This window comes from Candidatus Methylomirabilis sp., from assembly GCA_036000645.1.
Taxonomy (GTDB): domain Bacteria; phylum Methylomirabilota; class Methylomirabilia; order Methylomirabilales; family JACPAU01; genus JACPAU01.
Window position 1 is genome coordinate 1 of sequence record DASYVA010000221.1, and the last position, 19284, is coordinate 19284.

Sequence of the window (19284 nt, forward strand, 5' to 3'; positions counted from 1 at the left end):
AACCCGGCGACAGGGTGACGGTCTCGTTCCTGGATTACGGGAAGCAGAAGAAGGCACGGTACGTCTACATCGCGCAAGCGGGGGCGGGGATGACAGCCAACCCGTGCGCCGCCAACCCGTGCGCGGCGAAGCCCGTGAACCCGTGCGCCCCGAAGGCGGTGAATCCGTGCGCGGCAAACCCCTGCGCTGCAAAGAATCCGTGTGCGGCAAGGAACCCCTGCGCCGCCAACCCGTGCGCGCCCAAGAAGTGACGTCCGGTTGATGATGCAACTCCTGGGGATCCTGCTCACCGCCGGGGCCGTCCTCTTCCCGGCCCCCGCACGCGCCCACCATCACCGGCTGCAGGCAGGGGGCTTCAACGGTCTGGTCGTGGCTCTGGCACCCGACCCCGTAGACCCCGCCACCCTCTACGCAGGGGTCTTCGGCCAGGGAGTCTTCAAGACGACGGATGCCGGGGAAACCTGGAGCGGATCCTCGGCTGGCCTACACGACCTGGCCGTCCGGGCCCTCCTGGTGGATCCGGCCGAGCCGCGCCGGGTGTTCGCCGGCACCGACAGCGGCCTGGCCGTGAGTACCGACGGCGGGCAGTGGTGGCGGCCTGCGGGCCTCTCGGCCCGGGCGGTCCGAGTCCTGCTGGTGGAGCCGGGCGGCACCCTCCACGCCGGCACGGAGGACGGGGTATATGCCACCGATGACGCGGGGCGGACCTGGCGCGAGGACAACCTCGGCCTGACGGCGAAAGACCTCCGGGCCCTCGTTCGGGATCCCCGCAGCGGCACCCTCTACGTCGGGGGCTTCGGCGGACTCTTCCGACGGCTCCGCGGCGCGAGCGCATGGGAGTCCGCCGGGACTGGCCTCCCCAACCTGCACATCCGGGCGCTTGCGGTCGACCTTGCCGGGACGCTTTACGCCGGCACCGCGGGGACCGGGGTCTTCCGGAGCGAGGACGCCGCGCGGAGCTGGCGGGCGGCTTCAGATGGCCTTGCCCACCCGGTGGTGCTGGCCCTCCTGGCCGGGCCGCGGCCGGGCCAGATCCTGGCCGGGACGCTCGGGGGCCTCTTCAGGAGCGGTGACGGCGGAGGTCGGTGGCGCTACCTGGGGAACCGGGCGACCTTTCTCTCCTTCACGAGCATCGTGCGGGCCGCCGATGGCGCGGGGACTCTCTACGCTGCGAGCGGCGGCCTCATCCTGAAGAGCGTTGACGGCGGGGAGCGGTGGGCGGAGGCCGGCGGAACCAGTCCGCCGGCGCGAGGAGGCACCGGCGGTGGAGCCCTCGGGGCGACCACCTCCCCGTGAGTGACACCCTCGGCAAACGGAGGTGAGACCATGCGAGAAGGAGTCCGGTGGGTGGTGACGGCGGTGGGCGCGGCCGCCGTCCTGCTGGGCCAGCCCGAGAGTGGCATGGCCCAGCAGAAGAAGGAAATCCCGATGGGGCCGTACCACGAGACCCTGAAGCCGAACGACTCCATCGACGCCGCCATCGCCCGGGGGCGCAAGCTCTTCAACGACCTCGGCTGTGCCGGGTGTCATCCGCGGGGCGGCACCATCGGGGGGACCGCGCGGGACTTCGCGGGCAACCCGGTCCCGATCCCCATCCCTCCCCTCAAGGACTCGGCGCTGCACTTCCCGCGGGTGGCCGGGCCCGGGATCCTGGTCAACCTGGGCCAGATGAACGACCTCTGAAACACCATGTTCCTCGGCCGGGAGCCGATGGATCCCAACTCGCAGGAGTTCAACGACCTGCAAGCCTACGTGGCGTCCCTGACCCCGAACGTGTACGCCAAGATGAAGCAGTTCGAGAAGGAGCGGGCCGCGCTGATGAAGAAGATCAGCGGACCGGCGAACCCATGCGCCCCCAAGGCGGGAAATCCCTGCGCGCCCAAGCAGTGAGCCATGGGCAGCCGGGGGAAGACCGGACCGGCCGGCCGGGGTCGCCCCCCGGCCTGCCCGCCCTGCTGGAGGATCTCGCCCATGTCATGGTGGGGGGCTCTCACCGCGACCGCCGTCTGGCTGTTCCTCCCGGGCCTCGCCGGGGCGGCCTCCCAGGCGGAGCAGCTCGGCAACCTGGCAGTCGGGGAGAGCGTGTACCGGGAGATCTGCTTCTCCTGCCACGGGATCGCCGGGGACGGGAAAGGCCCCAGCTACACAAACACCATGCCCCGCCCCCAGGTCTTCAGCAACCCGGACTACATGCGCCGCATGACCGAACAGTACGTGTTCGAGGTAGTGAAGCACGGGAAGCTGGCGGTCCTGCGGCGCGAGGTCCCGAATTCCCCCCTGGAGGCGACGTCGATGCCCTCTTTCGAGGAGGCGCTGGAGGACGACCAGATTCGCCGCCTGATCACCTTCGAGCGGAGCTTCCGGACCGGCCAGCCCCAGGACCCGGAGATCCGGGAGATCTTCGACGCCGCCTGCGCCACGTGCCACGGCCCGGGGGGGCGGGGGAACGGGCCGACGGCCGTCGGACACGACGGCCCGCCGCCCCCGACCTTCGTCAGTGCCGTCCAGCCTCCGCCGGCCGACTACGCCAACCGCCTCCTCATGGAGCGATTCAGCGATGACTTCCTCTTCGCGCTCATCAAGAAGGGCCGGCTGGGGGCCACGGAGCAGATGGGCTTTAACACCATGAACCCCTACGGGCACATCATGAGCGACGAGGAGATCTGGAGCGTCATCCTCTACATCAGGAAGACCTTCATCGAGGGCACGCGGTAGCATCGCCTCCGCGGACCAACGACCCGCGGGCGCGGCGGGAAGGTCTCAGAGTTAGAGCGCGAAGAGCGCGAGTGGTGAGCTGAGCCAGTGAGGCGTCCGGTTTCCCCGAAAGGAGGACATCGACCATGAACTGTCGCAGGCTGCGGACTCTCTTCGTGCTGGCCGTGGCGCTGGCCCTGCCGGCGGCTGCGGGACAGGCGCAGGTCAACCCCTGCGCGGCCAAAACGATCAACCCGTGTGCGGCAAAGGCGATCAATCCGTGCGCGGCGAAGACCATCAACCCGTGTGCGGCCAAGACGCTGAACCCCTGTGCGGCGAAGACCTTGAACCCGTGCGCCGCGAAGACGCTGAATCCGTGTGCAGCCAAGACACTCAACCCCTGCGCCGCGAAGACGCTGAATCCGTGTGCGGCCAAGACGTTGAATCCCTGTGCGGCGAAGACCCTGAACCCGTGCCTGGCCAAGGACCTCTCAGCGGAGAAGGCCAAAACCCTGAGCGCCGAGGACGCCAAGAAGCCAAAATTCTAAACCGCGCGGCGCAGACTGCCGGCCCAGAGGCGGGTCGCCTGACCCGCCTCTGTTGTGTCCAGAGACGACGCAAACTATGATCGAGTCCATGTCGAGTACAGGGCGGGATCCCTCAGGGCGCACCGCGCGCCGCCTGCGGGCCCGCTCGCCCTGCCTCCTCGCCGCGCTCCTCCTCGGTCTCGCGGCCGGAGGCGGCGGGAGCCAGGCCGCCTCCCCCGAGCCTCCCGGCGCCGAAGCGACCCAGGCCTTCCTGGACCGGCACTGGACGGTCCCCGTCCCCCTTCAGGGACCCCCTCCCCCCCGCTTCTCCCCCCTCGAGGCCTCCCTCGCGCCGGACGCCTGCGGCGCCTGCCACGCCTCCCAATACGCCGACTGGAAGACGAGCCTCCACAGCCAGAGCATGGGGCCGGGTGTTAGGGGGCAGACCCTGGGCATGGTCGAGGAAGACCCCGAGACGGCCCGCCAGTGCTACACCTGCCACGCCCCCCTCTCGGAGCAGCAGGAGCTCATCTCCGGGGTGGACCGCCTTGGCTTCGCCGGCCTCGTGGAGAACCCCCAGTTCGACCGGGCCCTGCAGGGGGAGGGCCTCACCTGCGCCGGCTGCCATGTGCGGGGTCACGAGCGCTTCGGGCCGCGGCGGCGGGACGGATCCATCCCCACCACGATCCCGCGCGAGCAACTCCCCCACAACGGGGCGACCCGAACCCCCGCCTTTCAGAGGGCGGAGTTCTGCAAGGGGTGCCACCAGTTCGGCCCGGACGGCTACGCCCTCAACGGGAAGTTTCTGGAGAATACCTACAACGAGTGGAAGGGGGGACCCTACGCCGCCCGGGGCATCCAGTGCCAGGACTGCCACATGCCGGACCGCCGGCACGTGTGGCGGGGCATCCACGACCCGGAGGTGGTCCGGCAGGGGGTGAGCATCCGCCTCACGATCGGCAAGAGGCGCTACGCTCCGGGGGAAACCCTCACCGCGACCCTGACGGTGACCAACGCGGGGGTCGGGCACCTCTTCCCGACGTACGTGACGCCCAAGGTGATCGTGCGGGCCTCCATAGCGGACGGCAGCGGCAGGACAGTGGAGGGGACCATCCAGGAGGAGGCGATCGGACGCGAGGTCACGCTCGATCTCAGCCGGGAGCTGTACGATACCCGGATCCCTCCCGGCAAGACGCACACCTTCGCGTACCGGCGGAAGGTCCCGCGGGCCGGCCTGCGCCTCCGGGCGAGCGTGGTGGTCTACCCCGACCACTTCTACACCCGCTTCTTCGAGGCGACGCTGGCCGGCGCCCCGGGCGCCGCCGGGGCGCCCCTCCTCCGGGAAGCGCTGGAGAAGACCCGCCGCTCCCCCTTCCCCATCTTCGAAGAGGAGCGCCGCATCTCCTGAGGGGACCATGGGCCGCGCTGGTTTGCTGGTTCTTGCGTTCCTCGTGGCTGCCTGGATCCCTCTCGCCCCTTCGTCCGCCCGGGCCCCTATGGTCCTCATCCCCGCCGGTCCCTTCATCATGGGGAGCGACGCGGCGGAGCGATCCTGGGCCTACGGCGCCAGCAGCCCCGTAGCCCGGCAGGCTCGCTGGTACGACGACGAGCCACGCCGGATCCTCTCCCTCCCCGCCTTCTGGATCGACCGATTCCTCGTGACCCACGCCGAATACCTCGCCTTTGTCCGGGCCACGGGCCACAGGGTGCCCGGGATCGGCAAGGAGGAATACGTGGCCCAGGGATTCCTGGTGCACGACTACGACCGGGAGGTCACGCGGTTCCTCTGGCAGGGCGGGGAGCCGCCGCCGGGGCTGGGGGAGCATCCAGTGGTCCTGGTCAGCGTGGAAGACGCCGAGGCCTACTGTCGGTGGCGGGCGACGCGGGAGGGACGGTTGCTCCGCCTCCCGACCGAAGAGGAGTGGGAGAAGGCCGCGCGGGGAGCGGATGGCCGATGGTTTCCCTGGGGGAAGACCTGGGACCCCCGCCGCCTCAACAACGCCGAGGCCGGTCCCCTCTTCACGACCCCGGTGACGGCCTATCCTCTTGGGCGCAGCCCTTACGGGATGTTCGATGCGGCCGGGAACGTCTTCGAGTGGACGGCCTCGCGCTACCCGGATGGCCGGCGGGTCATGAAGGGGGCAGGATCCTGGGACGACGAAGCCGGGATCTGCCGGCCAGCATCCCGTCACGGGCGCCCGCCCAGTTCCCGGCACATCCTGTTTGGGTTTCGCTGCGCCGGTCCCGCGGTTGAGCCGGGGTCCTAGGGAAAGAAGTAGGCGAGGCCGACAAAGAAAGTATTGGTGTTCACGCCCCGGTTGGGATCGGCGGTCCCGGCGTTCGAGGCGTGCCAAAATCGGTAGGCAGCGGTGAGGGCCCACTCCGGAGTCAGGAAGTAGTGGAAGCCGGCGCCCACCTGTGGGGTGAAATTGAAAGATGACCCCTGGCCTTCCAGCCGCTTCGTGGAGACCATGAGGCCGGCCCCTGCTTCGACGAAGGGCATCAGGCGGGTCCCCGTATAGAAGTTGTATTTGAGCAGCGCCGCGATCCCGCCCGAGAGGACTCGCGGCTTATCCGCGGTGATGATCGCGCTCGGCTCCGTCAGGAACTCCAGGCCGCCCCGCCAGAAGCTCCGCCCCAAAGGCTCGGTCAGGACGACCCCCCACCGAGGCGTCAAGAAGAGGAATTCCCGATCCTCCCTGCTGCTCTCGGGGATGTCGGCCTGGTCCCCGTACCCCACCAGGAAGGTGAATTCCTGGGAGCCCTTTCGGAGCTCCCCCGGGAACGCCGGTCCCCCGCTCGGACGAGCCGGAGCCTGGAGCGGGAGGCTGAGGCCCAACCGGGATTTCCCCGGCTCCTCGACGGCGACTGCCACGCCCGCCCAGAACAGCACGAGGCCGCCGGCCAGGACCGGGATGGCCCCCGCGGCCCGGCGGCCTCGCCGCAGCGGGTCTGTCTCCATGCGCCCTCCCCCGCGCTCGCCGTCTGTCTCCAGGCTGCCCAGCCCCGGTCAGCGGATCTGCGTATCGAGGAACCGCTCGGTCCTTGCCGTGGAGAACGGCGTCCCGGGCTCCAGGACCGGCCCGTAGTCGGACCCGTTGGGGAAGGGAAAGGTGAGGAGCTCATAGACCCCGACCAGCGTCCTGCCGACCCCGAGGCCCATGCCCTTGATCAGGCCGGCGGTCAGGCCGAAGGCCGGCCCGTGGCTCTCGCTTTCCGCGGCAACCGTCTTGGGCACCTCGATGACAAACCCCACCGTGAGATTGCTCACGCCCCGCTCCACCTTCTCCCAGGCTCCCGCGGTGCCATTCGGCCCCGGCGAACCCTCTTCCGCGGCCGATTCCGCCCCCCAGGCCACGGCGACGCTCACGAGGAGCGTCAGGCCCCCGAGCAACACCCTCCGCATGACGGTCCGCATCTCCCCACTCCTTCCTCTCCCCTTCCCCGAAGGAAGGTCACCCCGAAGCGAGGCATCTGGGAGGCACCTCGCCCCGGGGGTCCACTGCGTCCGAGAGCTACCCTGTTTGATGCGCGGGAGGGGCCGTCCGTGGCGCGGGGGATCGACCCCATCCGGGTGGGTCGGCGGGGGCCGGTGCCCCCGCCAGTTCCAGGCCCGAAAAATCAGGGGATGATGGCGACCTTGAGGGCCTCCCGCCGCTCCATCGCGGTGAGAGCCGCCTGCAAATCCTTCAGCGACATCTCGTGACTGATGAGGGGCTCGAGGGTGAGCTGGCGCCCGGCGAGCAGGCGGAGGGCCTCCCGGACGTAGCCCGGAGTATGGTGGAACACCCCGAGGAGTGTCAACTCCTCGTAGTGGAGACGGCGGGTGTCGAGTCGGACCGCGCTGCCCGGGGCGCAGCCGCCGAAGAAGACGACCGTTCCGCCCTTCCGGACGGTCGCCGCCGCCTGCTCCCACGCCTCCGGATGCCCCACCGCCTCGATGACGACGTGGGGCCCCAGGCCACCCGGCGTCCGCTCCCGGACCGCCGCGACCGGATCGGGGGCGGCGGCGAGGTCCACCACCACCTCCGCGCCGCACGCGTAGGCCCGGCTGAGGCGCAGCGCCCCCCGGCCGACCGCGATGCAGCGCGCGCCGCGCAGACGCGACGCCTGGAGCAGCAGGAGGCCGATGGGGCCGGTCCCGAGGACGGCCACGGTCTCCCCCGCCCGGACGTTCGCTCGATCAATCCCGTGCAGAACGCAGGCCAGCGGCTCCAGGAAGGCCGCCTCCCGTGCCGGGAGATCGTCGGGAAGGGCGAGCAGGTTCACCGCCGCGAGGGGGGCGGGGACCCGGACGTATTCCGCGAACGCGCCGTTCAGGAAGAGGAGGTGCTCACAGAGGTTCTCCTGCCCCCGCCGGCAGTCCTCGCAGGCGAGACACGGGACCGAGTTCGCCGCGGCCACCCGCTGCCCGATCGAAAACTGGGACACCCCTTCCCCCACCGCCGCCACCTCTCCGGCGAACTCGTGGCCAAAGACGGTGGGAACCTCCTGGATCATCACCGGATGGCCCCGGCGGAAGGTCTTGACGTCGGTGGAGCAGGTGAGGGCGACCTGGACCCGGACCAGCACCTCCCCGGGCCGGAGCGGGGGGACCGGGACGGTCCCGTACCGGATGTCCCCCGGGCCGTGGAACGTGACCGCCCGCATCCTGGTCGGGAGAGACCCAGCCGCCCGACGGCCGCGAGGGGACATCAGGCGCCCTCCGCATGCGGCCTCAGGACCACCTTCAGGGCCCGGTGCTCCCGGACCGCCGCCACCGCCTCTGCCAGGGCGCTCAGGGGAAGGCGGTGGGTGATGAGCTCGGCCACCCGGACGCGCCCGGATGCGAGGAATCCCAGCGCCTCCCGAAGGTCGGCGGGAGAGGGGGAGTAGCTCCCGAAGAGGGTCAGCTCCCGGTAGTAGATGGGATTGAGGTTGACCGGGTGCTCCGCATCCGGCCCCAGGGGGGCGAAGCAGCAGAGGGCGCCGCCATCCCGGACCCACCCGAACGCTGGGGGGAGGGTCGCCGCCCTGCCGGCTGCCAGGATGGCCAGGTCGGCCCCGCGGCCGTCGCTCAGGGCCCGAACGGCCGCGGCCACGTCTTCCCTGGTCGGGTCGAGGGCCGCCTCCACCCCGAACCGCAGGGCGAGCCCTCGCCGCTCCGGGAGCGGGTCCGCCCCCACGACCCGGACGCCCCGGACGCGGAAGAGCTGGGTGAAGAGGAGCCCGATCGACCCGAGCCCGACCACCACCGCGGCGTCCCCCGGTTGGAGGGCCGCGCGCTTGACCGCTCGGAGGCAGGAGGCGAGCGGCTCGGTGAAGGCTGCCTCGTCGTCGCCCAGAGCATCGGGAACGGGGAACGTGACCTCCGCCACATGGCGGGCCGGAACCCGGATGAAGGCGGCAAAGCCCCCCGGATCGAGGTTCCCGGACCGGAAGGCCCGGCACATGGAAACGTTCCCGTGGCGGCAGTAGTGGCACGTCCCGCAGGGAACGTGGTGCGCCACCACCACCCGGCTTCCGAGAGCAAATCCCCGAACGCCTTCCCCCACCGCCGCCACGGTCCCCACCACCTCGTGCCCGAGGACCGCGGGGGGCGGCACCGTCCCGTGGACGATCTTATGGATGTCGGAGCCGCAGAGGCCGCAGCTCCGGAGGGCCACCAGCAGCTCCCCCGGCCCGATGGCCGGGACCGGCAGGGTCCGGGCCTCCACGCGCCCGTCCCCGACGTAGACGGCTGCCGGCATCGTCCGGGGTATCTCCACGCTTCTCTCCCGCCTGTTCCGACTACCCCCGCCGCTCGACGATGAAGCGGGCGATGCCGCGCAGGGGATCCGCCCGCCGGTCCAAGGGCTCGAGCGCCCGGAGCGCCTCGGCCACCAGGCCGGCCGCCCGGGCCTTCGCGTCCTCCAGCCCGTGGACGGCCGGGTAGGTCGCCTTCCCCCTGGCGGCGTCGCTCCCTACCGCCTTCCCCGTGGCCGTCGCCTCCCCCTCCACGTTCAGGATATCGTCCGCGATCTGGAACGCGAGGCCGACCGCCTCCCCGTAGGCCGTGATGGCCTCGAGCTGTCCCGGCGTAGCGCCGGCGAGCAGCGCCCCGGCCCGGAGCGCCGCGCGGATGAGGGCCCCGGTCTTGTGCCGATGGAGGGACTCGAGGTGCGCCGCGTCCACCTTCTGCCCCTCGGAGGCGATGTCCAGGGTCTGCCCCCCCACCATCCCCCGCGACCCGGCGGCGGACGCGACCTCCTGGATCACCGTGAGGAGCCGCCTCGGGTCGTGGCGACTCGCGCACTCCGGACCGGTCAGGAGGCCGAAGGCCTCGGTCAGGAGGGCGTCCCCCGCCAGGATGGCAACCGCTTCCCCGAACACCCGATGGCTCGTGGGCCGGCCCCGGCGGAAGTCGTCGTCGTCCATGGCCGGGAGATCATCGTGGATCAGGGAGTACGTGTGGATGAGCTCCAGGGCGGCCGCCACGGGGAGGAGCGGCTCGGCGGCGGCGCCGACCGCCTCCGCCGCGGCCAGGACCAGGACCGGACGCAGCCGCTTCCCCCCGCCGAAGACGCTGTAGCGCATCGCCCGGTGGATGAGGGCCGGCTCCGCCGTCTCCGGGGGCAGGTACCGGTGGAGCGCCTCCTCCACCAGGCGCCGGCGCTCCTCCAGGTACTCGGCCGTCTCCATCTCAGCGCCCCACGTAGCCGTGGGCGGTGAAGTATCCCACGGCCTCCCGGAGCGCCTCCTCCACCGGCGTCTGTGGCAGGCCCAGCTCCCGGACCGCCTTCCCGGCGTCGAAGAACATGATCTTGCGCGCCATCCGCACACCCGTCAACGGGATCCGGGGCGGCTTCCCGGTCAAGCGGGAGAGCCCCTCCGCGGCAACCGCGGCGGCGTACGCGACGGCGTAGGGGACCCGAAGGCGCGGGGCGGGGATTCCGGTGAGGCGCGCGAGGAGGGCAAAGACCTCCTGGAGCATCAGGTTCGCATGCCCCAGGATGTACCGCTCCCCCGCCTTTCCCCGCTCCGCGGCCAACAGGTGCCCGGCTGCGACGTCGGAGGCCGCCACCAGGTTGAGCCCGGTACGCAGGACCCCGCGCATTTGCCCCCGCAGGAAGTCCACGAGCATCTGGCCCGTGGGGGTGGGCTTCACGTCGAAGGCGCCGACGGGGGCTGACGGGTTCACGATGACGACCGGGAGGCCGGCGCGGTGAAGGCGCAGCGCCTCCTGCTCCGCCAGGAACTTGGAGCGCTTGTAGTGCCCCACCATGTCGGCCAGCGTGACGGGGGTGGTCGCCGGCCCGGGCCGTCCATCCCCGGGGTTCCCCAGGGCCCCCACGGTGCTGGTGTACACGATCCGCTTCACCCCCGCTTCCCCCGCGGCCGCGAGGACCGTCCGGGTTCCCCCCACGTTCGTCCGGTACATGGGGGCGGGGTCCGGGACCCAGAGCTGATAGGCCGCGGCCGCGTGGAACACGGTGTCGCAGCCCTGGACCGCCCGGGCCGTCGCGGCGGGATCCGTGATGTCTCCCTCCAGCACCTCCACGCGCAGGCCCGTCAGGTTCCGGCGGTCGCTCCCGGGCCGGACGAGGCAGCGGACGCTCTCCCCCTCCCGAAGGAGCGCCCGGACCAGGTGGGCTCCCAGAAAGCCGGTCCCGCCCGTCACCAGCGCCGTCACGCCACCCCCCTACGGACGTCCCGCGGAAATCCGGCCCACACCCGCCTCCAGGCCCGCCAGGCCGGCCTTCTCATTGTACAGCGCCCGGAGGTGATCGCTCTGGGCCTTCGCATAGGCGCCGAGCGCATCCGCGACGTCCTTGGCCTCCCCGACCCCCAGGTCGAAGTTGGCCACCGCCGCCACGAGCCAGCGGCGTGCCGCGCGCGCGGCGGCTTCGGTCGCCGGGATGGCAGCCCGAGCCTCCGTCAGCTCCCGGTGGAGCCGGCGGATCTCCAGCGGAATCCCGTCATCCGCCGTCTCCTTCAAGGCCTCCAGCCGGTCCCGCTCGGCCCGCGCCTCCCGGACCCGGCCCGCCGTCACGCCGAAGTCGAAGGACCACCGGAGCCCCGCCACCACCCCCAGCTCGGTATGCTCGAACTCGTCCCGGATGAAGGGGTTGTTCACCCGATCCCGGTTGGTGGTCCCGGCAAACGAGCCGATCACCGCCATGAAGAGCTGGGGGTAGAAGGTGGCCCGCTCCGCCTCGAGCTGGTGCTCCCGGGCGGCGAGGCCGGCCGCCAGGCGCTTGAGCTCGGGCCGGGCCTCCCGGGCCGCGTCCAGGTAGTGCTCGAGGGGAGGTGGGGGGTTCGGCTCGGGCAGGAGGCGCTCCTCGGCCGGCTCGGCCCGCTGACCGGGAGGCAGCCCGGCGAGGACGGCCAGGGCGTCCGCCGCCACCGCCTCGTGCCGCGTGAGCTCCAGGAGGGCGCGGGCGAGCTCCGCCTCGAAAGTCTGGAGCTTGAAGAGATCGATTTGATCCACCCCGGCCCTCCGGGCCCGGAGCTGCTGCTCGACCTTCTCCCGGGCGCCCCGGAGCTGCGCCTGGAGTCCCTCGAGAAGCAGCTTCAGGTCGCGCGCCAGGAGGAGGCCGTAGTAGGTCGTCTTCACCCGGAGCGCGCTCGCCGCCTCCCGCTCCCGGACCTCCGCCTCGGTGGCCGCCACCCCTTCCCGCGCCGCCGCGCGGAGCGCGGTGAGGCGCCCGAAGGTATAGAGCGGCTGGGTGATGGTGAAGTCGGCCCGGCCGAAGATGCCGGTGATGTCCGGACTGCTGGTGCTGTCGGGGGAGGAGACCTGATTCCCCCGGGCCCGGGGGGAGGGACCGGTGATCGCCGTGAATTCGAGCTGCGGATACCGGCCGGCATCCGCCTGGGCCACCCGGCTCCGGGCCGCCTCCAGGCCAAAGGTGGCCCCCCGGACCTCGCCGCTCCGCGCGACCGCCCGCCGGACCGCGTCCTCCAGGGTGAGCCGGACCGGCTCCTCACCTGCTGCGGGGTGCGCCGCGGGGACGCCCAGCAGGAGGAGGCAGAGGCCGGCGGCGGGGAGGACCCCCCGCAGATCGAGCCCTCGCATCGGTGCCATCGGTTCCCTCCCGGCACCTGGCGGAGGGGGAGGCGGCGGATCCCGCGGCCGGGGCGCCGCCTACTGCGGGGGTCCGCTGCCGGCGCTCACCTCCTCCCGCTTGGTGCGCAGCCGCTTGACCAGGGTCTCGTAGGATGACGCCGCAATGATCTTGTGGAACTGCACCCGGTAGTTCTCCACGATGCTGACGCCGTCGATGACCACGTCCCGCAGCTCCCAGGCCTCCCCCGCCCGCTCCAGGCGGTAGGCGACGGGGAGGCGGTCCCCCCGCCGATTGACCACCCCGGTCTGCACGGTGGCCGTCCCGTCCTGGACCTCCTCCGCCCCGTACTCCATCGCCGCCTCCGTCAGGAAGGTGACGACCAGGCGGGTGTAGGCCCGGGTGAACAGCTCGCCGAAGAGGCGGGTGAACTCCCGCCGCTCCGCCGGCGTCCGGGGGGCCAGGTGCTCCCCCAGCGCCTCGGCCGCCATCGCCGCAAGGTTGAAGCGGGCCGCCAGCAGCTCCCGGATCTTGGCGTCCCGGCTCTCCGTCTGCCCCGCTCCCTGGAGCGCCGGGTCGTCCAGGACCCCCCGCACCTCCTCTACGAGCGTGCGCACCGCGGCTCCCGGCGGGGGGGAGGCGAAGCCGGGCCCGGCCCCTCCCAGGGCCCACCAGGCCGCGACCGCCGTTGCGCCGAGCTGGAGTCGGAGCCTGCCGCTCACGACGCTGCCTCCGGCCACCCGCATGCTCCTCCGGCAAGCCGTCCGACCGGGGCCACTGGCCTCACCGGCGTCCCCGCAGCAGGGCCCGGACGCCGAAGTAGGCAAAGGCGTCCTTCAGGTTCGAGAGAAGTCGCTTGTGGGGCGCCATCGCCGGGTTCGTCACGTACTCGAGGGTCAGGCTCACCCGCTCCTCCCCATCGCCGAGGGGGGTGATGGCGTGCCAGAGCTTATCGCCGTTGAAGATCACCATCGAGCCGGGCTCCGTCGCGACCTGGACTTCCCTGGTCTCCCGCCCGGGGACGTCCTTGTGGAGCTGGTAGGCCAGCCGGCAGTGCTCGGAGCGCTGCACCAGGCCCATCAGCACCGTGTACCGCGCACCCTTGTAGTGGGACGTGTCGTAGTGGTAGCCGATGTGATCGCCGGGCTCGGTGTAGAAGTAGAGTGCGCAGGCATGCGGATCGTTCGGGGGGCAGAGGCTCAGGCGCGCATCCACCAGCCGGCTCAGGAAATCGACGAACGCCGGCGAGCGGTACACCTCGAAGAACGCGGGGGCCTCTTCGCGGAGCGTGTAGGCGCTGATGCTGCCCCCCTTCTTGAACCGTGGGATGTAGGAGCGGTGCACGTGCGGTCTGAGGCGTTCGACCCGGGGGACCAGGTGCTCGGCCACCACCGCGGCGGGGAGGAAGCGCTCGAGGAAAACGAACTCGTTCTGCTCCCAGTACGCTCGGCGCACCTGCTCGAAGTCGAGCGCCCGGACGGCCGCCGCCACCGCCTGCCCCAGGCTGTCCGCCTGACCCTCGTTCCGCCCCATGGGCCTCCCCTCTGGCGACACCCTTCTCCCCTCAAACGGTCACGCGCGGGGTCCCGCGCTCGGCCAGGACCTCCCCGAACGCCGCCAGCACCCGGTCCATGTCGGCGGGGGTGAGGGTCCCCATGTTGGCGACGCGGAAGGCGTGCTCGCGGAGACCGCCCTGGCCGGCATAGATGACGAAGCCCCGGAGCTTGAGCGCGTCGTGGAGCTCTGGGTAGGTGAGGCCCTTCGGCAGCCGGAAGGTGGTCAGGGTGCTCGCGCGGTGCTGCGGGGGAAGGAGGATCTGGAACCCGAGCGCCTCCATCCCTTCCCGGAGCCGGCGGGCGGACTCCCTGTAGCGGTGCTGCCGGGCGGCCACCGTCTCGGCCCGGAGTTCCCGGAGGGCCTGCCGGAGGGCGAAGAAGAGCTGGACGGCGGGGGTGAAAGGCGTATCGTCCCGCTCCTGCAGCGCGAACTGCGTCCCGAGATCGAGGTACACGCTGCGGGGCCGGCGATCCCGCAGGACCTCCAGGACGGCTCGCTTCCCGATCACGAAGCTGAGCCCGGGCATCGCCTGGAGGCACTTGTTGGCGCTGCTCACCAAAAACTCGATCCGGTCCCCCTTCACGTCCAGCGGCTCCCCCACAAAGGAGGACATGGCGTCCACGATGAGACCGCGCTGGTGGCGCGCCGTGAGCTCCCCGATCGCCCGGACCGGATTCAGGAGGCCCGTGGTGGTCTCGTGGTGCACGACGGCGACGTGGCTGACGTCGGGATGGGCCCGCAGGGCCGCATCCAGGTCGGCGAGGCGGGGCGGCTCCGTCCACTCGGTCTTCAGGACGTGATGGGGGATCCGGTGCGCCTCGGCCATCCGGCGGATCCGATCGCCGTAGACGCCGTTGTCGATGACCAGGAGGGCCCGTCCCTCCTCGAGCACGGAGCAGATCGTGGCCTCCAGCGCCGCCGTGCCGGAGCCGGTGAGGATCACGGTCCGGTGAGTCCCTTCCCCCCCGGCCAGCCGGGTCAGCTCCTCCCGGACCTCCCGCATCACCGCGAAGAACTCCTCCTCCCGGTGGCAGAGGTCCGGCGTGACCAGCGCCCGGCGGACGGTCTCGGTGGTGTTGGCCGGGCCAGGATTGAGGAGGACAAACTCCCTCATCGCTGGGCTCCCACGCGGGCGGCGTCCACCTCGATGGAAAGGCGCGCCGCCGCCGCGACGTCCTCGGGGAAGTCGATCTCGGTCCAGGGCAGCCCGGTGACGTCCTCGGCGGCGAACCGGTGCCGCGGCAGGAGTTCCCGGAGGGCGTCGTCGTAGGAGGCCTCCCGGCTCCCGCGGGCCACGAAGTCCCCCAGCGTCCGGACGAGGTCGGCCGCCGCCGCCGCCGAGAGCTTGAAGAACCCGACCGACTCCCCGATCAGTTCGTGGGGCTCCCGGATGTTGCGCCGGAAGTCGGTCACCCGCCCACCATCCACGGCCACATGGGTCGGCTCCTCGCCGGGCTCGAAGTGCCGGTCCAGGAGGAAGCAGTCCGCGTGGGGTGAGGCGGTGAGGCGCCGGAGGATCTCCGGGTGGAAGAGCACATCGGCGTCCATCAGGAGGGCCGGGCCTTCCAGGTGCTCCCGCGCCGCCCAGGTCGAAAGGAGATTCCCCGCCCGGTACGCCGGATTGTGGACGAAGCAGAGCGGCGTGCCGGGCAGGGCCCGCGTCGCCTCCTCCCGGACCAGATGGGCCAGGAACCCCACCACGATGACCGGCTCCAGGTGAAGCCCCGCGAGGCTCCGGAGCATCCGGCTGAGGAGCGTCTCCCCCCCGAACCGGAGGAGGCACTTGGGGCCTTCCCGGCCCATCTCTCCCAACCGATTGCCCTGTCCCGCCGCCAGGATGACCGCCTTCACGGCCGCCCGACCTCCCCGAGGAGAAGCGTCCCTCCGCTCCCTCCAGCCAGCAGGAGCAGACCCAGCGCGACCCAGGCCAGCTCCCGGACCCGCCGGAGGAGGCTCACCGCCACGCCCACTGCCGCAGGGAACCCCAGCGCCGAGAACACGATCAGGCTTCCCCCCTCCTGCGCCCCCAGCTTGGCCGGGATGAAGAAGGCGGCGGCGCGGAAAAGCTGGTGGCCCGCCTCGAGCGCCAGTGCGGAAGCCGCCGTGACCGGCAGGTCCAGGAACCGGAGGATGAGAACGACTTCGAGGACCCCCGCCAGCCAGCCCAGCAAGTGAAAGGCCACGGAGAGGGCCCCGCGGCCCGGCCGAGCGTAGTAGGCCCGGAGGGTCTCATCGAGCGCGGCCACGGCCGCGGCCTGCTCCCGCCAGAACCGGCGGGCGAGACCGAGACGCCGGGAGAGGGCCGCCACCGAGCCGAAGAGGCCCCGGCGCTGGAGCAGGAGAAAGGTCACCACCCCGGCACCTCCCACGAGCAGGGAGAGCCCGATGCCGCGTTGGAGGGCGACCGGGAGGGCAAACGTCTGCATCGCCACCCCCAGGCCGGCGAGGAGGAAGAAGACCTCCGCCACGGCCAGGCTGGTCTTGGCCACGACCACGGAGGCCAGAGCCTGGACCGTCGGGACCCCCTCCCGCCTCAGGAGCAGGGTCTTCACCGCCTCCCCGCCCACGTCCAGGGTCGGCGTGAGGACGTTGAAGGCCTCCCCCGAGAGCCGGATGCGAAGGAGGCGCAGCAGGGGGACGCGGGGGGAGCCGGCCGGAAACGCAAACCTCCAGCCGAGGGTATCCAGGATCCAGACCGGAAGGTAAGCCACGATGAGAACGACAACCCCCCAGCCGATGGGCTGGAGCGCCGCCAGGACCGGGCCGAAGCCGACCCGCCACAGGATCAGCCCGAGGAGGGAGAGACCCAGGAGGAAGAGCGCCCCCTTGAGGCCCCTCATCCGCCGGGGTCCTCCAGCCCCAGGAAAACAATAGCCACCAGGTAGAGCGGCGCCCCGATGGCCGCGGCCCACAGGAGCGGCTGCGTGAGGCCCAGCAGGACGACCAGGAGGACCAACAGGGAGAAGTCCCCCGCCGCCAGCCACTGGAGGGCGCGCCGGAGCCGGGGGGCCCGGCCGGGCGCCGCCGGCAAGCGCGACGGGACCCCGAGGCGCTGCCGGGCGAAGGCGCCGAAGACCGCCGCGATGGCGAGGGCGGCGACTCCCCCAAGCCAGAGGGGCCTCACCGTACCGGTCCGCTGGCTCTCCGCCATGGCCAGGGCCGGAAACAGGAGCGTATGGACTACCACGTCCGCCCCACGGTCGAACCAGAAGCCGGCCGGGCTCGTGAGGCCCCGGGCCCGGGCCACCTCCCCGTCGCAGTGGTCCAGGACATAGTAGCCCTGGAGGAGGAGCGCTCCCGCCAGGGCCCACCCGGTGGTGCCTGCGGCGAGACCGCCGAGGGCAGCCAGGCCCACCAGGAGGTTTCCCGCCGTCACCTGGTTCGGCGTGAGGGGGGTCTGGAGGAGCAGGCGCGTGAGAGGACGCGAGAACCACTGGGTCAGGCACTCCGGCTTGGTCGCCACGACCGTGACCACTGCTCTCCTACCCCCCGGCCAGGTAGCCCCGGACCCGGTCGGCGATCTCCTCCGGAGGGAGCGGAACGCGCGGGAGACCCGCCGACTCCTCCGGGCTCACCTCCACCAGGAGGAAGACCGGCCCGGGCTGTCCTTGGATTTCCCGGACGGCGGCCACCAAGGCCTCCCGCTCCGCCACGCGCAGCGCCCGCCGGTATCCGCAGCCCCGCGCGACCTCCTCCAGCGGGACCTGCCGCGAATGGGTGGGCTGGCTCCCCGTGGAGCCGTAGGTCCCGTTGTCGAGGACCACGTGGAGGAAGTTCCGGGGGCCCTCGGCGGCCACCATCGCCAGCGTCCCGAGGCCCATGAAAACGTTCCCGTCCCCGTCGAGGACGACCACCCGCTTCTCCGGGCGCGCGAGCGCCACCCCGAGTCCGATGGAGGCGGCGAGCCCCATGGAGCCGATCATGTAGAAGTTGCCGGGCCGATCCCCCACGGCGAACGACTCCCGGCAGATCGCCCCGTTGGCGTGAACGACCACCTCGTCGGTGAGCACGGCCCGGACGGCGGCAACGGCCTCGGCCCGGGTCACGCCACCATCCCCCGCCGGATGAGGAGAGCGGCCGGCAACCGCTCCTCCCGGCAGACCCTCGCCATGACGGCGCAGTCCTCCACGTAGGTGGCTTCCCCCACGATCCGGTAGGGGATCCGCACGGTCTCCAGGAGTCGGGGGGTGATCTCCCCCATGACCCAGTGCTCCGGTGCGTCTTCTATCTGATAGCCCCGCAGGCTGACGACGAGGAGCACGGGAATCCGGTAGATGAGGTTCAGCGAGGCCAGCGCGTTCAGGGAGACCCCCAGGCCCGAGTTCTGCATCAGGGCGACGGGCCGGCGCCCGGCGAGGTAGGCCCCGGCGGCCAGACCGATCGCCACGTCCTCCCGGACCGCGGCCCGGTAGCCTTCCGCCTGCAGGCGATCGAGGATCGCCGTCAGAAACGAGCAGGGGACGCCGGTGAAGAAGTCAAATCCGTGGCGCTTCAGCTCGCCCACGAAGGCGGCCCCCGGGACGCTCATGCCCGCCCCCGCCTCCACCCGAAGCGGGCGGCCGCCGCGCGGAGGATCCCCGCCTCCAGGCGGCGCAGGAACCGGTGCTCCCGGTCGGCGTGGACCACCTGGACGCACCCCAGGTACCGGAGGTAGAGCTGGACCCCCTTCTCGACGGCGGCGTGCTCGATGCCGGGGCACAGCGCCCCGAGCCGCTCGATCATGGCCTTCACGAGGGCCACGGGCTGCAGGGGTTTGCCGTCCTGCTCCAGCATCCGGCGTCGGATGACCGGGTCGGGCTCGTCGGCGGCGGGGACCGCGAGGTCCCAGAGGTCGCGCGCCGTGAGGAGCGCCCGCCGGAACGCCTCCGCCTCGGGGTGCCCGGGGCGGGCGAAGACGCCCGTGAACTCGAAGTAATCTACCGCCTCCACGAACGCGACCTGCTGCGCGGCCATGGGGGAGAAGGGGAGAAACGGCATGGGAGGATACGTGTACGTCAGGAAGTAGGTATGGCTGAGGAAGGCCACCGCGGCGGCCATTCGGTCCGTGCTCACCTCCAGGATTCCCGGGCCCAGGGAGGGAACGGCCCGGTCCAGCTCCGCGAAGAACGTCTCCAGGTCCTCGAGCAGGCGGCTGACGCAGTAGTGGCGGTTCCCGGCCTCGCGGACCGCTCCCTTCTCCGTCGGCCGGCCCGCCCGGAGGCGGTCCCGCTCGGCCGCCAGATCGGCCAGGGCGGGGGCCAGGGCGGTCCGGAGGGCGGCGAAGTCGCGCGTCCTCGCCTCGGGGCGCCTCAGGATCTCGATCGCCGCATCAATGATCGTCGGCTGATACAGGAGAATATTGGCGAACTGCCGGTGGTAGTGGGCGGGCCTCACGTCCATCTCCGGGAGGACAGCGTAGAGCGCGCCCCCTTCGGGGAGGTTGCAGGCCTCCAGGAGGCGACCGGCGAGGACGAGGTGCGTCGTGAGGTCCATGAAAACCC

24 protein-coding genes are annotated in these 19284 nt (G+C 71.7%); 8 read left to right on the forward strand and 16 right to left on the reverse strand.

What is annotated here, in order from left to right; translation table 11 throughout:
• The first annotated feature begins 14 nt into the window (after positions 1-14).
• From VGT06_12550 to VGT06_12585, 8 genes are all read left to right on the forward strand, one after another.
• Entirely contained in the window at positions 15-251 is a 237-nt protein-coding gene (locus tag VGT06_12550) for a hypothetical protein (GenBank protein ID HEV8663949.1), read from the forward strand.
• Positions 252-261: 10 nt separating this feature from the next.
• Positions 262-1296 (forward strand): hypothetical protein, encoded by a 1035-nt coding sequence (locus VGT06_12555; protein ID HEV8663950.1) that lies wholly within the window; start codon positions 262-264, stop codon positions 1294-1296.
• 30 nt (positions 1297-1326) lie between these two features.
• Positions 1327-1683 (forward strand): hypothetical protein, encoded by a 357-nt coding sequence (locus VGT06_12560; protein ID HEV8663951.1) that lies wholly within the window; start codon positions 1327-1329, stop codon positions 1681-1683.
• A 27-nt stretch (positions 1684-1710) separates the two neighbouring features.
• Positions 1711-1890, forward strand: a complete 180-nt coding sequence (locus VGT06_12565; protein ID HEV8663952.1) for a hypothetical protein — start codon at positions 1711-1713, stop codon at positions 1888-1890.
• Between the two features lie 81 nt (positions 1891-1971).
• Complete coding sequence (locus VGT06_12570) at positions 1972-2715, forward strand: c-type cytochrome (GenBank protein HEV8663953.1); 744 nt, start codon at positions 1972-1974, stop codon at positions 2713-2715.
• A gap of 125 nt (positions 2716-2840) precedes the next feature.
• A complete protein-coding gene (locus VGT06_12575; GenBank protein ID HEV8663954.1) occupies positions 2841-3242 on the forward strand; it encodes a hypothetical protein in 402 nt (133 codons plus the stop codon).
• Between the two features lie 88 nt (positions 3243-3330).
• Positions 3331-4629, forward strand: a complete 1299-nt coding sequence (locus tag VGT06_12580) for a multiheme c-type cytochrome (protein ID HEV8663955.1) — start codon at positions 3331-3333, stop codon at positions 4627-4629.
• A gap of 88 nt (positions 4630-4717) precedes the next feature.
• Positions 4718-5488 carry an SUMF1/EgtB/PvdO family nonheme iron enzyme gene (locus VGT06_12585; GenBank protein ID HEV8663956.1) on the forward strand — a complete coding sequence of 257 codons (771 nt, stop codon included), beginning with the start codon at positions 4718-4720 and terminating at the stop codon, positions 5486-5488.
• Here VGT06_12585 and VGT06_12590 read toward each other — a convergent pair.
• From VGT06_12590 to VGT06_12665, 16 genes are all read right to left on the reverse strand, one after another.
• Positions 5485-6183, reverse strand: coding sequence for an acyloxyacyl hydrolase (locus VGT06_12590; protein HEV8663957.1), 699 nt, complete (start codon positions 6181-6183; stop codon positions 5485-5487). The two genes, VGT06_12585 and VGT06_12590, sit on opposite strands and share 4 nt — an antisense overlap.
• 48 nt (positions 6184-6231) lie before the next feature.
• A complete protein-coding gene (locus tag VGT06_12595) occupies positions 6232-6639 on the reverse strand; it encodes an exosortase system-associated protein, TIGR04073 family (GenBank protein ID HEV8663958.1) in 408 nt (135 codons plus the stop codon).
• 203 nt (positions 6640-6842) lie between these two features.
• Positions 6843-7871 (reverse strand): alcohol dehydrogenase catalytic domain-containing protein, encoded by a 1029-nt coding sequence (locus tag VGT06_12600; GenBank protein ID HEV8663959.1) that lies wholly within the window; start codon positions 7869-7871, stop codon positions 6843-6845.
• Between the two features lie 44 nt (positions 7872-7915).
• Positions 7916-8968: an alcohol dehydrogenase catalytic domain-containing protein gene (locus tag VGT06_12605; protein ID HEV8663960.1), complete on the reverse strand. Its 1053-nt coding sequence runs from the start codon at positions 8966-8968 to the stop codon at positions 7916-7918.
• 22 nt (positions 8969-8990) lie between these two features.
• Positions 8991-9881: a farnesyl diphosphate synthase gene (locus tag VGT06_12610; GenBank protein ID HEV8663961.1), complete on the reverse strand. Its 891-nt coding sequence runs from the start codon at positions 9879-9881 to the stop codon at positions 8991-8993.
• 1 nt (position 9882) lies between these two features.
• Positions 9883-10872 (reverse strand): hopanoid-associated sugar epimerase, encoded by a 990-nt coding sequence (gene hpnA, locus VGT06_12615; protein ID HEV8663962.1) that lies wholly within the window; start codon positions 10870-10872, stop codon positions 9883-9885.
• A gap of 9 nt (positions 10873-10881) precedes the next feature.
• Positions 10882-12267, reverse strand: coding sequence for a TolC family protein (locus VGT06_12620; protein ID HEV8663963.1), 1386 nt, complete (start codon positions 12265-12267; stop codon positions 10882-10884).
• 60 nt (positions 12268-12327) lie between these two features.
• On the reverse strand, positions 12328-12993 hold the full coding sequence (locus VGT06_12625) for an ABC transporter substrate-binding protein (GenBank protein ID HEV8663964.1): 666 nt from the start codon (positions 12991-12993) through the stop codon (positions 12328-12330).
• Between the two features lie 37 nt (positions 12994-13030).
• Complete coding sequence (locus VGT06_12630; protein HEV8663965.1) at positions 13031-13780, reverse strand: 2OG-Fe(II) oxygenase; 750 nt, start codon at positions 13778-13780, stop codon at positions 13031-13033.
• A gap of 31 nt (positions 13781-13811) precedes the next feature.
• Positions 13812-14918 (reverse strand): 2-aminoethylphosphonate--pyruvate transaminase, encoded by a 1107-nt coding sequence (locus VGT06_12635; protein HEV8663966.1) that lies wholly within the window; start codon positions 14916-14918, stop codon positions 13812-13814.
• Positions 14915-15655, reverse strand: coding sequence for a phosphocholine cytidylyltransferase family protein (locus VGT06_12640; protein ID HEV8663967.1), 741 nt, complete (start codon positions 15653-15655; stop codon positions 14915-14917). Before VGT06_12640 ends, VGT06_12635 begins: the two co-directional genes overlap by 4 nt.
• Positions 15652-16644 (reverse strand): lysylphosphatidylglycerol synthase domain-containing protein, encoded by a 993-nt coding sequence (locus tag VGT06_12645; GenBank protein HEV8663968.1) that lies wholly within the window; start codon positions 16642-16644, stop codon positions 15652-15654. The genes VGT06_12640 and VGT06_12645 overlap by 4 nt, the downstream gene beginning before the upstream one ends.
• Positions 16641-17279, reverse strand: coding sequence for a CDP-alcohol phosphatidyltransferase family protein (locus VGT06_12650; protein ID HEV8663969.1), 639 nt, complete (start codon positions 17277-17279; stop codon positions 16641-16643). Before VGT06_12650 ends, VGT06_12645 begins: the two co-directional genes overlap by 4 nt.
• 7 nt (positions 17280-17286) lie before the next feature.
• On the reverse strand, positions 17287-17850 hold the full coding sequence (locus VGT06_12655; protein ID HEV8663970.1) for a thiamine pyrophosphate-dependent enzyme: 564 nt from the start codon (positions 17848-17850) through the stop codon (positions 17287-17289).
• The gene (locus tag VGT06_12660) at positions 17847-18332 is read right to left on the reverse strand and encodes a thiamine pyrophosphate-binding protein (GenBank protein HEV8663971.1); all 486 of its coding nucleotides are present in this window, start codon (positions 18330-18332) and stop codon (positions 17847-17849) included. Before VGT06_12660 ends, VGT06_12655 begins: the two co-directional genes overlap by 4 nt.
• A complete protein-coding gene (locus VGT06_12665) occupies positions 18329-19276 on the reverse strand; it encodes a hypothetical protein (protein HEV8663972.1) in 948 nt (315 codons plus the stop codon). The genes VGT06_12660 and VGT06_12665 overlap by 4 nt, the downstream gene beginning before the upstream one ends.
• Positions 19277-19284: the final 8 nt, after the last annotated feature.

Excerpts from the sequence above, each read along its gene's own strand:
- VGT06_12555 (HEV8663950.1), top strand. The coding sequence starts at position 262 with ATGATGCAACTCCTGGGGATCCTGCTCACCGCCGGGGCCGTCCTCTTC.
- VGT06_12560 (HEV8663951.1), top strand. The coding sequence starts at position 1,327 with ATGCGAGAAGGAGTCCGGTGGGTGGTGACGGCGGTGGGCGCGGCCGCC.
- VGT06_12565 (HEV8663952.1), top strand. The coding sequence starts at position 1,711 with ATGGATCCCAACTCGCAGGAGTTCAACGACCTGCAAGCCTACGTGGCG.
- VGT06_12570 (HEV8663953.1), top strand. The coding sequence starts at position 1,972 with ATGTCATGGTGGGGGGCTCTCACCGCGACCGCCGTCTGGCTGTTCCTC.
- VGT06_12575 (HEV8663954.1), top strand. The coding sequence starts at position 2,841 with ATGAACTGTCGCAGGCTGCGGACTCTCTTCGTGCTGGCCGTGGCGCTG.
- VGT06_12580 (HEV8663955.1), top strand. The coding sequence starts at position 3,331 with ATGTCGAGTACAGGGCGGGATCCCTCAGGGCGCACCGCGCGCCGCCTG.
- VGT06_12585 (HEV8663956.1), top strand. The coding sequence starts at position 4,718 with ATGGTCCTCATCCCCGCCGGTCCCTTCATCATGGGGAGCGACGCGGCG.
- VGT06_12590 (HEV8663957.1), bottom strand. The coding sequence starts at position 6,183 with ATGGAGACAGACCCGCTGCGGCGAGGCCGCCGGGCCGCGGGGGCCATC.
- VGT06_12595 (HEV8663958.1), bottom strand. The coding sequence starts at position 6,639 with ATGCGGACCGTCATGCGGAGGGTGTTGCTCGGGGGCCTGACGCTCCTC.
- VGT06_12600 (HEV8663959.1), bottom strand. The coding sequence starts at position 7,871 with ATGCGGGCGGTCACGTTCCACGGCCCGGGGGACATCCGGTACGGGACC.
- VGT06_12610 (HEV8663961.1), bottom strand. The coding sequence starts at position 9,881 with ATGGAGACGGCCGAGTACCTGGAGGAGCGCCGGCGCCTGGTGGAGGAG.
- VGT06_12620 (HEV8663963.1), bottom strand. The coding sequence starts at position 12,267 with ATGGCACCGATGCGAGGGCTCGATCTGCGGGGGGTCCTCCCCGCCGCC.
- VGT06_12625 (HEV8663964.1), bottom strand. The coding sequence starts at position 12,993 with ATGCGGGTGGCCGGAGGCAGCGTCGTGAGCGGCAGGCTCCGACTCCAG.
- VGT06_12630 (HEV8663965.1), bottom strand. The coding sequence starts at position 13,780 with ATGGGGCGGAACGAGGGTCAGGCGGACAGCCTGGGGCAGGCGGTGGCG.
- VGT06_12635 (HEV8663966.1), bottom strand. The coding sequence starts at position 14,918 with ATGAGGGAGTTTGTCCTCCTCAATCCTGGCCCGGCCAACACCACCGAG.
- VGT06_12645 (HEV8663968.1), bottom strand. The coding sequence starts at position 16,644 with ATGAGGGGCCTCAAGGGGGCGCTCTTCCTCCTGGGTCTCTCCCTCCTC.
- VGT06_12660 (HEV8663971.1), bottom strand. The coding sequence starts at position 18,332 with ATGAGCGTCCCGGGGGCCGCCTTCGTGGGCGAGCTGAAGCGCCACGGA.
- VGT06_12665 (HEV8663972.1), bottom strand. The coding sequence starts at position 19,276 with ATGGACCTCACGACGCACCTCGTCCTCGCCGGTCGCCTCCTGGAGGCC.